The organism is Dyella thiooxydans (assembly GCF_001641285.1).
In the GTDB taxonomy this organism is placed as follows: Bacteria; Pseudomonadota; Gammaproteobacteria; order Xanthomonadales; family Rhodanobacteraceae; genus Dyella_A; species Dyella_A thiooxydans.
In genome coordinates this window covers 4,003,138-4,015,182 of the sequence record NZ_CP014841.1, presented here as the reverse complement: position 1 = coordinate 4,015,182, position 12,045 = coordinate 4,003,138, and the positions used below count along the sequence as shown (strand labels likewise).

Genomic DNA, 12,045 nt, shown 5'->3' with positions numbered 1-12,045 from the left:
GGCTCAGTCCGCCCGCACCACCCGCGCCCGGCCGCGCTCCTTCGCCTCGTAGAGCGCCGTGTCCGCGCGGTGCAGGATGGCGTTGACGTCCTCGCCGGCGCGCACCCAAGTGATGCCGACCGAACAGGTCACGTGCATGTCGATGTCGCGGAACCGGTAGGGCGTCTCCATCAGCGGTGCGAACAGCCCGGCCAGGTCAGTCTCGCCGGGCAGCCCGGGCCAGACCACCAGCAGCTCCTCGCCGCCGTAGCGTCCCAGCGCGGCGCTCGCCGGTGCCAGCGTACGCAGGCGCTCGGCACACTGCACCAGCACCGCATCGCCGGCCAGGTGCCCCCAGGTGTCGTTGATGCGCTTGAAGTGGTCCAGGTCGATCAGCGCGACCGCGATCCGTCGCCGCGGCGGCCCGTCCTCGCTGGCCAGCCGCACCAGCACCTCGATCGCCGCGCCGCGGTTGAGCAGACCGGTGAGCGCATCGTGGCTGGCCTCGTATTGCAGGGCCTGGTGCGCGATCTCCAGCGCACGCTTGTCCTGCTCCAGCGCCACGGTGCGCTCGCGCACCATCGCCTCCAGCTCGGCCTGGTGACGCAGCAGGCGGGCGTGGCGCCAACGCCAACCCGCCCACAGCACGAGCACCGCCAGCACGGCGTAGCCGAGGCGGGCCAACGGGGTCTGCCACCACGGCGGCCGCACGTCGAGCCCGAAGCCGACCGGTGGCGCGTAGGCGCGCATCGCCGGGTCGTACACGCGCGCCTGGAAGCGGTAGTCGCCCGGAGCCAGCGCGGGATAGCGCATCCACGGCGTGGTGGAGGCTTCCCAGTGCGCCGGTGCGCCGACCGGGTCGAGCCGGTACTGCCACTGCTGCTCGCCGGGGTGGGTGACGCCCGGCTGAGCCAGGCTGACCACCAGTGCGCGACGGTCCCACGGCAGCGAGGCGGCGACGCCGGCGCGGATCGGTGCATCGCCGTACCGCGCATCGAGCAGCACCGTAGGCGAGAGCCGCGCATCGGTGAAGCGTCCGGGATGCAGCACGTGCGAGACGCCACCGGCGGTACCCAGCCAGATCGAGCCGTCGCTGTCGGCATGAAAGGCGCCGGTGGCCAGGTCGTTCCAGACCAGGCCGTCGCTGTGGTCCAGCCGCCGCCAGTGATCGCCCGCATGCACATCCACACCCGCATCGTGGAACGCCCAGAGCCGGCCCACCGGATCGACGTCGAGCGAGTAAAGCGCGGTGTCGCCCAGCAGGGGATCGCCGGCATCCTGCACATCGATGCGGTCGGCGGCATCCGCTTTGCCGCGCAGCAGCCCGCCCTTCACCGGCGCCAGCCACAGCGTCCCGTCGGGCGTGACCGCCACATCGGCGAAGCCCCCGGCCGGCTCGTGCGACCCCAGGTCGACCAGGGTGAAACGGCCGTCCGCGAAGCGCAGCAGGCCGTGCGTGGTGGCGACCCAGACGCGGCCCTGCGGGTCCACGCTGGCGCCCAGGAAGCTGGTGTCCGGCGGCAGTCCGGTGAGCAGCGCCTGCGCCGTGGGCTGCGCGTCATCCGGGTTATCCACCCGCCACAGCATGCCGTGGGTGCCGATCCACAGCCGCCCCTGCGCGTCGGCCAGCGCGAATTTGGCCCAGCCGAGGTGGGTCGCCACCTGCAGGGCCTTGCCGCTGTCCAGGTCGTAGCGCACCAGCACGCCATGGTTGAACACGATCCACACCTGCCGGCCCCGCGGGACGATCGCCATCGCGTCGGTCCAGCCCGGGCGCAGCAGCGCGGCTGGCCAGGGGGTCAGTTGCGATGCCTCCGGCGCCAGGCGGTTGCCCTGGCGCTGGTTGCCGAACCACAGCCAGCCGTCGGCATCGCGGGCGATCGCCCAGGTCGGCGCGCTGTCCAGCCCCTGGGCGGTGGTCCAGTTCTGGAACTGGCCGTAGCCGCGCCAGCGCAATACGCCGCGGCCGCCACTGGCCAGCCAGACCGCGCTGGCCGGATCGACAAGCAGGTCGCGCAGATGCGCGTGCTGCAGGGTGCGGTCGTCGGAAAAACTGGTCCAGGCGCTGCCGTTCCAGCGCCACACCGCTCCGGCACTGGCCGCCAGCACGCGTCCTTCGGCATCCAGGTCGAGAGCATCGAGCGGATGCGGCGCGGCCGCCGCCGCGAAACGACTGTCACCCGCGCGCCGGAACAGCAGGTGGGCGTTGCCCCCGGCCCACAGTTCACCCTCCGGCGACGCATGCAGGGTGAGCCAGTCGTCCGCGGGCACACCGTCGGCGGCTCCCCACACGCGGGTGACACTGCCGGTGCGCTGGCACAACGCCGGTCCGCAGCTCGTCCACAGGCTGCCGTCCAGCCAGAGCAGCGGGCCATCGGTGAGGACTCCAACCGTGAGCGCCTGCGGCCAGGACACCGTCTGCACCAGGCCATCGGCCGTCACATGCCAGAGCTGCCGCTGGTGGCGCACGTAGACGCCTTCGCCACCGTCGCCGGCAATGCGCTGCAGGTCGTCCACCGGCAGGTCGGCGACGCGGCGCAGGTCGCTGCCGTCCCACACGTAAAGGTGCCGGCGGGTGCCGACCCACAGGCGCCCGGCCGGGGAGAGATACAGGTCGTTCACCACCAGGTCGAGCGGGTCCACCGAGGTCCGCACCGGCTGGAAGCCGACGCCGTCGAAGCGGTACAGGCCGTGCTCGGTACCCACCCAGAGCACACCCTGCCGGTCGCGCAGCAGGACATTGGCGGCCAGGTTGCCCAGGCCCTGCTCCGGGGTGAACTGCTGCAGCTCGATCGCCCGGTCGGCCACCGCAGGCGTCGCAAGCGGAGCCGGGGCGGCGGCCAGCACACCGGCAGCCAGCAGGCCGGCAGCCCCCGCGAGCCAGCGGCGCAGGCGGCATACCGGGTGCGTCGTGGCGTGCTTGCGAACCTCGTCGTGCATCGGGCCATCGTTCCGGGCAGGGCGCCCATCTTGCCCCAGCCGGGCCGAAGCTTCCTGCGGAACCACCCGTGCCGCGACGTGACAGCCCCGGCCCACTTTGCCACTATCGCCGTTTTGAACCGTGGCGGACCGCGCCGCGTGGGGATTTCTCGATGGCAAACCAGAACGCGATCCGGCGCGACGTCGGACCCTTCGCCCTGATGTTCACCGGCCTGGGCTCGATCATCGGCTCAGGCTGGCTGTTCGGTGCCTGGAACGCCGCCAAGCTGGCCGGCCCGGGCGCGATCTGGGCCTGGGTGCTGGGTGCGGTGATCATCCTGTCGATCGCCCTCACCTACGCCGAGCTCGGCGCGATGTTCCCCGAGTCCGGCGGCATGGTGCGCTACGGCCACTACTCGCACGGCTCGCTGGTCGGCTTCATTGCCGCCTGGGCCAACTGGATCGCGATCGTCTCGGTGATCCCGGTCGAGGCCGAGGCCTCGGTGCAGTACATGGCCGGCTGGAAATGGCAGTGGGCGCAGGACCTGTACCACGCGATGCCGGGCAAGCACGGCGAGCTGAGCCACATGGGCCTGGGGATCGCGGCGGTGCTGGTGATCGTGTACTTCATGCTCAACTACTGGAGCGTGAAGCTGTTCGCCCGCTCCAACAGCCTGATCACCATCATCAAGCTGATCATCCCGGCGGCCACCGGTATCGCCCTGATCGCCAGCGGCTTCCACAGCGAGAACCTCGCGGTGGGCGCGGCCGGTGGCAGCCACGCGAACGACTTCGCGGCGATCCTCACCGCGGTGGCCACGGCCGGCATCGTGTTCAGCTTCAACGGCTTCCAGAGCCCGGTGAACCTGGCCGGCGAGGCCCGCAACCCGGGCCGCAGCATCCCGTTCGCGATCATCGGCGCGATCGCGCTGGCCACCGTGGTCTACGTGCTGCTGCAGATCGCCTACCTCGGCGCGGTGCCGCCGGACCTGCTGGCCAAGGCCGGCTGGAAGGGCATCAACTTCAGCTCGCCGTTCGCCGAGCTGGCGGTGCTGGTCAACCTGAACTGGCTGGCGATCCTGCTGTACGCCGACGCCTTCGTCAGCCCCAGCGGCACCGGCATGACCTACACCGCCACCACCGCCCGCATGATCTACGGCATGGAGCGCAACGGCACGCTGCCGGCGATCTTCGGCCGCATCGATCCGAAGTCCGGCGTGCCGCGCCCTGCGATGTGGCTGAACCTGGTGGTGTCGTTCCTGTTCCTGTTCTTCTTCCGCGGCTGGGATTCGCTGGCCGCGGTGATCTCGGTGGCGACGATCATTTCCTACCTGACCGGCCCGGTCAGCGTGATGACCCTGCGGCGCACCGCGCCGGAGCTGCACCGTCCGTTCCGGCTGGCCGGCCTCCCGATCATCGCCGCGATCGCCTTCATCATGTCGGCCGAGCTGCTGTACTGGGCCAAGTGGCCGCTGACCGGCGAGATCATCCTGCTGATGGTCGTGGCGCTGCCGGTGTACTTCTACTACCAGGCCAAGCACGGCTGGATGGACTTCGGCGCGCACCTGAAGGGTGCGTGGTGGCTGATCGCCTACCTGGTCACGCTGGCCGTGGTGTCGAAGTTCGGCAGCGCCAAGTTCGGCGGCCTGGGCTACATCCCCTACGGCTGGGACCTCGCACTGGTGGCGGTGATCGGCCTGGTGTTCTTCCTGTGGGGCGTGAAGTCGGGCTGGCGTACGCCGTCGATCGTCGCCGAACGCAGCGAGGCCCACACGCATCCGGACGACCTGCAGATCCCGCCGGACGAGGACGAGGTGGAGAAGATGACCGGCCACCGCTGATCGCGGCGGCCGGGCTCCACCCAGACGCGCGGCTCCGGCCGCGCGTTTTTTTTGGCAGCATGTCGAAGCGACGATCCGCCGCCCGTCGTTCCGGCGAGCCCACCTTCTGGAGTCCCTCCATGCCGCTTCGCCCGCCCCATGCCGCGCTGCTTGCCGCCCTCGCCCTGTCCGCAGCTGCCCAGGCCGCGGCCACGCCGGTGACCTACCGCATCGATCCGGACCACACCTACCCGAGCTTCGAGGCCGATCACCTCGGTGGACTGTCGACCTGGCGCGGCAAGTTCAACCACAGCCGGGGCACGGTGACGATGGACCGCGCGAAGCGCACCGGCACGGTCGACGTCGTCGTCGACATGCGCAGCGTCGACTTCGGCCAGGACAAGCTCAACGAGGTCGCCCAGGGGCCGCAGCTGTTCGAAGTCGACAAGTGGCCCGAGGCGCACTACGCCGGCCACCTGGCCGGCTTCCATGACGGCGCCCCCACGCGCGTGGACGGCACGCTGACCCTGCACGGGGTCAGCCATCCGCTCACCCTGGCGATCCGCAGCTTCAAGTGCATGCCGCACCCGCTGCTCAAGCGCGAGGTGTGCGGTGCCGACGCCTTCGCCACGTTCCAGCGCGATGCCTACGGCATGAGCGCCGGCAAGGACTACGGCTTCCACATGGGCGTGACCCTGCGCATCCAGGTCGAGGCGATCCAGGAACCGTGAACCGACCGACCACGATCCGGGGAGCTTTCCGATGACCGCTGCCGCACCCGCCCGGCACGACTGGCTGGCGTTCTACGTGCTTTGCGCGGGCGTGCTGATGATCGTGCTGGACACCACGATCGTTAACGTCGCGCTGCCCTCGATCAAGGCCGACCTCGGCTTCTCCGAGACCGCACTGGCCTGGGTGGTCAACGCCTACATGCTGACCTACGGCGGCTGCCTGCTGCTGGCGGGCCGGCTGGGCGACCTGCTCGGGCATCGCCGCGTGTTCCTGATCGGCCTGGCCGCCTTCACGCTGGCCTCGCTGGCCTGCGGACTGGCGCCATCGCAGCTGATGCTGGTGGTGGCGCGCGCCACGCAGGGGCTGGGCGGCGCGGTGGTGTCGGCGGTGGCGTTGTCGCTGATCATGGACCTGTTCACCGGCCCGGCCGACCGCGCCAAGGCGATGGGGATCTACGGCTTCGTCTGCGCTGGTGGCGGCAGCATCGGCGTGCTGCTGGGCGGCCTGCTCACCAGCACGCTGAGCTGGCACTGGATCTTCCTGGTGAACCTGCCGATCGGCATCGCCGTGGCGCTGGCCACGCTGCGACTGGTCCCGGGCACGCGCAAGCCGTTCGAAGGGCGGCTGGACGTGGCCGGCGCAGCCAGCGTGACGCTGGCGCTGACCCTGGCGATCTACGCCGTGGTCAACGGCAACGAGGCCGGCTGGACCTCCCCCGCCACGCTGGGCGTGCTGGCGGGCGCGCTGGCCTCGCTGGCGCTGTTCGTGACCGTCGAGTCGCGCGTCCGCAGTCCGCTGATTCCGCTGCGCCTGTTCCGCCATCGCAACCTCAGCGTGGCCAGCCTGATCGGCGTGCTGTGGTGTGCGGCGATGTTCGCCTGGTTCTTCCTTTCGGCGCTCTACATGCAGCAGGTACTGGGCTACGACCCGTTCCGGGTCGGCCTGGCCTTCCTCCCCGCGAACCTGGTGATGGCGGTCTGTTCGGTCAGCCTGTCGGCACGGCTGGTGATGCGCTTCGGCATCCGCCGGCCGCTCGCCGTCGGGCTGGCGATGGCGGCCATCGGGCTGGCCCTGTTCGCACGCGCGCCACTCGATGGACGCTTCGCCATCGACGTGTTGCCGGCGATGCTGCTGCTGGGCCTGGGCGCGGGGATTGCGTTCAACCCGGTGCTGCTCGCGGCGATGGGCGACGTGGGGCCGGACCAGTCGGGGCTGGCCTCCGGGGTGGTCAATACGGCCTTCATGATGGGCGGTGCGCTGGGCTTGGCCGTGCTCGCCAGCCTCGCGGCCGCCGAGACGAATGCCCTGGCCGGCGCCGGCGAGTCGAGCCTCGCCGCACTCAATGGCGGCTACCATCGGGCGTTCCTCGCCGGAGCGTGCGCCGCCGCGGCGGCGGCGCTGGCCGGCGCCTGGCTGCTGCGCCCGCGCGCCACGGACAGCACCTCGGACCCTTGAGTACGTCGGTGCTGCTCAGGCTCCGACCAGCGCGAGCACGTCGCCCAGCAAGGCCTGGGCGGTGACCTCCGGCCCGGCACCCGGTCCCTGGATCACCAGCGGCTGGGTGTTGTAGCGGGTGGTGGTGAGCGCGAACTGGTTGTCGGTGCCGTACAGGCGGGCCGCCGGATGCGTCGGCGGCACCTCCACCAGCCCGACGCGGGCGTGCCCGCGCTGGTTGAGCCGGGCCAGATAGCGCAACACGTGGCCGCGCTCGCGCGCCTCGGCGACGCGCGCCGCCAGGGGAGCGTCCAGCTCGGGCAGACGCTCGAGGAAGGCCTCGGTGGACAGGCCGCGCAGCGCCTCGGGCACCAGGCTTTCCACCTCCACCTCGTCGGCGTTGAGCGAGAAGCCGGCGTGGCGGGCGAGGATCAGCAGCTTGCGCGCCACGTCCTCGCCGGAAAGGTCCGAGCGCGGATCGGGTTCGGTGTAGCCGAGCCGCCGCGCATCGGCGAGCAGGGTGGAAAACGGCACGCTGCCGTCGTACTGGTTGAACAGGTAGGACAGCGAGCCGGAGAACACGCCCTCCAGCGTCAGCAGCGCGTCGCCGCAGCCGCGCAGGCGGCGCAGCGTGGACAGCACCGGCAGGCCGGCGCCGACCGTGGCCGCGTCGCCGTAGTGGGCCCGGCCCGAAGCGGTCGCCGCCTGCAGCGCGCGCCAGCCGGTCAGCTCGCCGCCGGCCAGCGCCTTGTTGGCGGTGACCACGTGGTAGCCGCGCTCCAGCCATTCGGCGTGGCGGGCGGCCAGCGAGACATTGGCGGTGGCGTCGACGATCACCTTCACCGCCACGCCGCTGGCGTCCAGCGCGGCGAGCAGGGCCGCGTTGTCACGCGGATCGCCCTCGGCGCGGATCTGCTCGCGCAACTGGCGACTGGCCAGCTTCGCCGGATCAGTCTGCTGGCGTTTCGAATTGGCCGCCCCGACCAGCCGGATGCGCGCGGCGGCCGGCGTACACAGCAGCTTGAGCAGCGCGCCGCCGACCACGCCCGTGCCCAGCAGCACGATGGCAATGCCGGATGCATCCACGGCTGTAGGAGCGCACCCTGTGCGCGAACGCTCTTCAACTCCACCCGACAAAAGGCGGTCGCGCACAGGGTGCGCTCCTACAGCCGCTGCTTCCGCCACCTCGGCATCGGGCACCGCGCTCATGCGCGCACCTTGCGTTTCGACGCGGCGGCGACCGTGGCACGGCGCAACGCCGCGTCGAGATCGCGCAGCAGGTCGTCGCCATCCTCGATGCCGACCGACAGGCGCAGCAGGGTGTCGGCGATGCCGGCGTTGCGGCGCGCTTCCGGCGCCATCGCGGCATGGGTCATCGAGGCGGGGTGGGCGATCAGGCTCTCCACCCCACCGAGCGACTCGGCCAGCGAGAAGTATTCCAAGCCGTCGACGAAGGCGGCGATTTCCTCCACCTCGCCGTGCAGCTCGAAACTGAGCATGGCGCCGAAGCCCTGCTGCTGGCGCGCCGCCAGCGCGTGCCCCGGATGCTCGGCCAGGCCCGGGTAGTAGATCTTGCGCACGGCGCCGTGACCGGCCAGGTGTTCGGCGATGCGCGCGGCATTCTCCTCGTGCTGGCGCAGCCGCACGCCCAGCGTGCGCAGGCCGCGCAGAGTCAGGTAGCTGTCGAACGCACCGCCGGTGAGGCCGTTGCAGTTGCCCCACCACTTGATCTGCTCGGCCAGCTCCGGCGTGCGCGCGACCACCGCGCCGCCGACCACGTCGCTGTGGCCGTTGATGTACTTGGTGGTGGAGTGCACCACCAGGTCCGCACCCAGCGCCAGCGGCTGCTGCAGCGCCGGCGAGAGGAAGGTGTTGTCCACCACCACCAGCGCGCCGACAGTGTGGGCGGCATGCGCCACGTGGCGGATGTCGGTGATCCGCAGCAGCGGGTTGGACGGCGTCTCCACCCACACCAGCGCCGGACGATGCGCCAGGCCGGCGGCCAGCGCGGCCGGGTCGGTGAGGTCGGCGAACACCACGCGGAAGCGCCCCTTCTTCGCCCACGCGTCGAGCAGGCGCCAGGTGCCGCCGTAGCAGTCGTGCGCGGCCAGCACGGTGGCGCCGGCCGGCACCAGTTCCAGCGCCAGCGCCACGGCGGACATGCCGCTGGCGGTGATCACCGCGCCGGCGCCCTGCTCCAGGTCGGCCAGCGCCTCGCCGAGCAGGTCACGGGTGGGGTTGCCGCTGCGCGAATAGTCGTAGGCGCGCTTGCCGCCCAGCCCGGTGAAGCTGTAGTTGGTCGACAGGTGCAGTGGCGGCACGATGGCGCCGTGCTGGGTGTCGGACTCGATGCCGGCGCGGACGGCGCGGGTGCTGGGGGCCGAGGTGGTCATGGAACTCTCCGGACAATCCAAAAGGTAGGCGATGCGGTCTTCTGTAGGAGCCTGCTCGCGGGCGATGGCTTCTGCCTTGGACTTCGATGGAGACCAGGAGCAGGGGCATCGCCCGCGAGCGGGCTCCTACGCGAGCGCCTGGCGCAGCAGCGGGGCGAGACGGTCGGTTTCCTTCAGGAAGCCGTCGTGGCCGTAGGGCGACTCGACCACCTCCAGCGTGGCCGGCCCGGCCAGCCGGCACTGCAGCTCGCACAGGTCGGCCAGCGGCACCAGCCGGTCGGAGGGGAAGCCGATCAGCGTGGTCGGGGTGGGTACCTGCTCCGGCGGCACGTCGTGCAGGTCGATCGACTCGGACAGGGCCAGGAAGCGCTCGGCGTCGAAACGCTCGACGAAGCGGCGGCCGGCCTGGTCGAGGTAATCCTCCACCGGGAAGTGGAAGCGGTCTTCGCGCAGTTCGGGGGAGCCGGCGAAGCGGCGGGCGAATTCCTCGCTGCCGCGGTAGGTGGTCATCGCCAGCTGGCGCGCCAGGCCGAGCGCCTCGTCGAGCTGGCCCGACGACTGGCCCAGCCGCACGATGCCGCGCTGCACGCTGCGCAGGGCGGTGGCCATCGGGTGGGCGCGGTGCGCGCCGGCCAGCAGCACCAGCTGGTCGAGCTGCCACGGGTGCAGCTTGGCGAACGCCAGGCCGACCATCGCGCCGTAGGACGAGCCGACGAAGGCGGCGATGCGGCCGATGCCGAGCGCGTCGACCAGCGCGCTGATCGCGTTGGCCTGGTCTTCGCTGGAGACGGCGGTGGAGCCGAGCTCGGCCGGACTCAGCCAGTCGATCGAGAGCACGCGGTAGCGGCTCAGGTCGATCGCCTGGCCGTCGCCGACCAGCGCCTGCCACCAGCCGGCGGCCTCGCCTTCCGGCGCCACCACGTCGCGGCTGGCGGAGATCCCGCCCTGCACCACCACGGTCGGCGCGTCCGGCGCGCCACACCAGAGATAGCTGACCTCGACACCCCGCGCGCCGCCGCCGTACTTGGGCTCCAGCGTGATGCGGCGCGCGCTGCGCTGGCGGGTGAGCGCGGACGGACAGACCGATGGCGCGGCAACGGCCTGGGGTTGGGCCGACGCGGTGATGGGGAGGTGGGCGAGCTGGGCGGACATTCGGGACTCTCCTGTGACATCGCACCTGCGGAGAGCCGAGTGAGTTGCCGTTGCGACGCGCCGTCGGCGCCCGTAAGCGGCATCCCATCTACCGGTGGCACCCGAGGGCGCCCCGCAGGAGTTGGCACCGTCGCAGGCTTGCGCCTGCAGGTTGCCCCGGCATCAAAGGGCCTGTCCCTCCGCCGGTCTCGATGAGTGGAAGGGACTGTATCGACGCCGACACCGCCATGTCAACAGACGTATAGACGTCTATACGCCCATATGCGATTTGATCATGTAGAAATCCGGTACAGATGAAACCACCAGGCCGCGCGGCCGTCGCGGCCGTCGCCGCCCACCCCGGACAGGACCGACCTCGGCCCGAAGCCCATTGCGGCAGGCAGCTGCTACGCTTTCGCGCATGCCCCCCATCCCCGACTTCACCGCGCTGGGCGAACGCCTGCGGCGCGACGGCTTCGCCTTCCTCGAGGCCCCGGTCACCAGTGCCCTGCTGGGCGCTCCGGCCGCCCTTGGCGACTGGCCGGCCTTCGCCGCCAGCTGGAACGACCTGGCGCCCGACACCTACCTGGCCGCACAGGGCCGCCATCGGCGCCGGCGCCACGCCACCTTCGCCGTCGGCGAGGACGGCGAGATCCTCCGCCAGCCCCACCAGCCGCACTTCCAGAGCCTGGCCTACAACCGGCTGCAGGGCGACATCCAGCGCTGGTTCGAGCCGATCGAGCAGGCGGTCGCCGAAGGCGCCAGCCTGCAGCGGATCCTGGCGTTCAGCCGCGACCTGTTCGGCGCGCTGGCTCCGCAGGCCCGGCGATGGCACGTGGAGGTACACCAGTTCCGCATCGAGGCGCTGCCGGAGCAGGCCGGCGAACCGACGCCCGAGGGCATGCACCGGGACGGCGTGGACTATGTGCTGGTGCTGATGATCGACCGCCACAACATCGCCAGCGGGACCACCACCATCCTGGCGCCGGACGGTACCGAACTGGGCAGCTTCACCCTCACCCGTCCGCTGGACGCCGCCCTGGTCGACGATGCCCGCGTGTTCCACGGCGTGACCCCGGTCAGCCCGCTGGATCCCTCGCAACCGGCCCATCGGGACGTGCTGGTGGTCACCTTCCGCGCTGCCTGAGGGAAACGTCGCGTCCCCGGCCGGGATTTGCCGGCTGCCGCAGTGACTTGCGACACTGCCCGGCCACCCGCTGCCGGTCTCGCGCCATGGCCCTCGCCGCCTCCATCGTCATCGCCATCATCGCTCTGCTGCACCTGTGGTTCCTGGTGCTGGAGATGTTCCTGTGGAACCGGCCGGCCGGGCGGCGGGCGTTCGGGCTGACGGCCGAATTCGCCGAACAGTCGAAGGTGCTGGCGGCCAACCAAGGGCTGTACAACGGCTTTCTCGCCGCCGGGCTGGTCTGGGGCCTGTGGCTGGGCGGTGCCGAGGGCCTGCACGTGAAGACGTTCTTCCTCGGCTGCGTGCTGGTGGCCGGGCTCTACGGGGGGCTGACCGCCACGCGCAAGGTGTTGTGGATCCAGGCCGCGCCTGCGGTGCTGGGCCTGGCCCTGCTGCTGGCCGGTAACGCCTGACTATTGCCCCGGTCACACGGGGCGACCGGGATAGCGGC

General features: G+C 71.2%; 9 protein-coding genes and 1 riboswitch. Of the genes, 5 read left to right on the top strand and 4 right to left on the bottom strand.

Translation table 11 applies throughout. From position 1 onward, the window contains the following. Positions 1 to 3 precede the first annotated feature (3 nt). Positions 4 to 2,919: a ligand-binding sensor domain-containing diguanylate cyclase gene (locus tag ATSB10_RS17945; RefSeq protein WP_063674080.1), complete on the bottom strand. Its 2,916-nt coding sequence runs from the start codon at positions 2,917 to 2,919 to the stop codon at positions 4 to 6. A gap of 152 nt (positions 2,920 to 3,071) precedes the next feature. Here ATSB10_RS17945 and ATSB10_RS17940 point away from each other — a divergent pair, with 152 nt between their 5' ends. The 3 genes from ATSB10_RS17940 to ATSB10_RS17930 all read left to right on the top strand — a co-directional run bounded on the left by ATSB10_RS17940 (position 3,072) and on the right by ATSB10_RS17930 (position 6,905). Beyond that, positions 3,072 to 4,739, top strand: a complete 1,668-nt coding sequence (locus ATSB10_RS17940; protein ID WP_063674079.1) for an APC family permease — start codon at positions 3,072 to 3,074, stop codon at positions 4,737 to 4,739. 119 nt (positions 4,740 to 4,858) lie between these two features. After that, on the top strand, positions 4,859 to 5,449 hold the full coding sequence (locus ATSB10_RS17935; RefSeq protein ID WP_063674078.1) for a YceI family protein: 591 nt from the start codon (positions 4,859 to 4,861) through the stop codon (positions 5,447 to 5,449). Positions 5,450 to 5,480: 31 nt separating this feature from the next. Then, on the top strand, positions 5,481 to 6,905 hold the full coding sequence (locus ATSB10_RS17930) for a DHA2 family efflux MFS transporter permease subunit (RefSeq protein ID WP_063674077.1): 1,425 nt from the start codon (positions 5,481 to 5,483) through the stop codon (positions 6,903 to 6,905). 15 nt (positions 6,906 to 6,920) lie between these two features. Here ATSB10_RS17930 and ATSB10_RS17925 read toward each other — a convergent pair whose 3' ends face one another. The 3 genes from ATSB10_RS17925 to metX form a co-directional block, all read right to left on the bottom strand. Further along, positions 6,921 to 7,970: a homoserine dehydrogenase family protein gene (locus ATSB10_RS17925; RefSeq protein ID WP_063674076.1), complete on the bottom strand. Its 1,050-nt coding sequence runs from the start codon at positions 7,968 to 7,970 to the stop codon at positions 6,921 to 6,923. A 119-nt stretch (positions 7,971 to 8,089) separates the two neighbouring features. Further along, on the bottom strand, positions 8,090 to 9,277 hold the full coding sequence (gene metB / locus ATSB10_RS17920) for a cystathionine gamma-synthase (protein ID WP_063674075.1): 1,188 nt from the start codon (positions 9,275 to 9,277) through the stop codon (positions 8,090 to 8,092). 126 nt (positions 9,278 to 9,403) lie between these two features. Next, a complete protein-coding gene (gene metX / locus ATSB10_RS17915) occupies positions 9,404 to 10,429 on the bottom strand; it encodes a homoserine O-succinyltransferase MetX (RefSeq protein WP_063674074.1) in 1,026 nt (341 codons plus the stop codon). 81 nt (positions 10,430 to 10,510) lie between these two features. Then, positions 10,511 to 10,627, bottom strand: a riboswitch (SAM riboswitch). 202 nt (positions 10,628 to 10,829) lie between these two features. Between metX and ATSB10_RS17910 the strand changes: the two genes are divergently transcribed. Continuing rightward, positions 10,830 to 11,555 carry a 2OG-Fe dioxygenase family protein gene (locus ATSB10_RS17910; RefSeq protein WP_063674073.1) on the top strand — a complete coding sequence of 242 codons (726 nt, stop codon included), beginning with the start codon at positions 10,830 to 10,832 and terminating at the stop codon, positions 11,553 to 11,555. A gap of 86 nt (positions 11,556 to 11,641) precedes the next feature. Then, a complete protein-coding gene (locus ATSB10_RS17905) occupies positions 11,642 to 12,007 on the top strand; it encodes a DUF1304 domain-containing protein (protein WP_063674072.1) in 366 nt (121 codons plus the stop codon). Positions 12,008 to 12,045: the final 38 nt, after the last annotated feature.

Coding starts and splice junctions, on each gene's coding strand:
- ATSB10_RS17935 (WP_063674078.1), top strand. CDS start 4,859: ATGCCGCTTCGCCCGCCCCATGCCGCGCTGCTTGCCGCCCTCGCCCTG.
- ATSB10_RS17910 (WP_063674073.1), top strand. CDS start 10,830: ATGCCCCCCATCCCCGACTTCACCGCGCTGGGCGAACGCCTGCGGCGC.
- ATSB10_RS17930 (WP_063674077.1), top strand. CDS start 5,481: ATGACCGCTGCCGCACCCGCCCGGCACGACTGGCTGGCGTTCTACGTG.
- ATSB10_RS17945 (WP_063674080.1), bottom strand. CDS start 2,919: ATGCACGACGAGGTTCGCAAGCACGCCACGACGCACCCGGTATGCCGC.
- ATSB10_RS17940 (WP_063674079.1), top strand. CDS start 3,072: ATGGCAAACCAGAACGCGATCCGGCGCGACGTCGGACCCTTCGCCCTG.
- metX (WP_063674074.1), bottom strand. CDS start 10,429: ATGTCCGCCCAGCTCGCCCACCTCCCCATCACCGCGTCGGCCCAACCC.
- ATSB10_RS17905 (WP_063674072.1), top strand. CDS start 11,642: ATGGCCCTCGCCGCCTCCATCGTCATCGCCATCATCGCTCTGCTGCAC.
- metB (WP_063674075.1), bottom strand. CDS start 9,277: ATGACCACCTCGGCCCCCAGCACCCGCGCCGTCCGCGCCGGCATCGAG.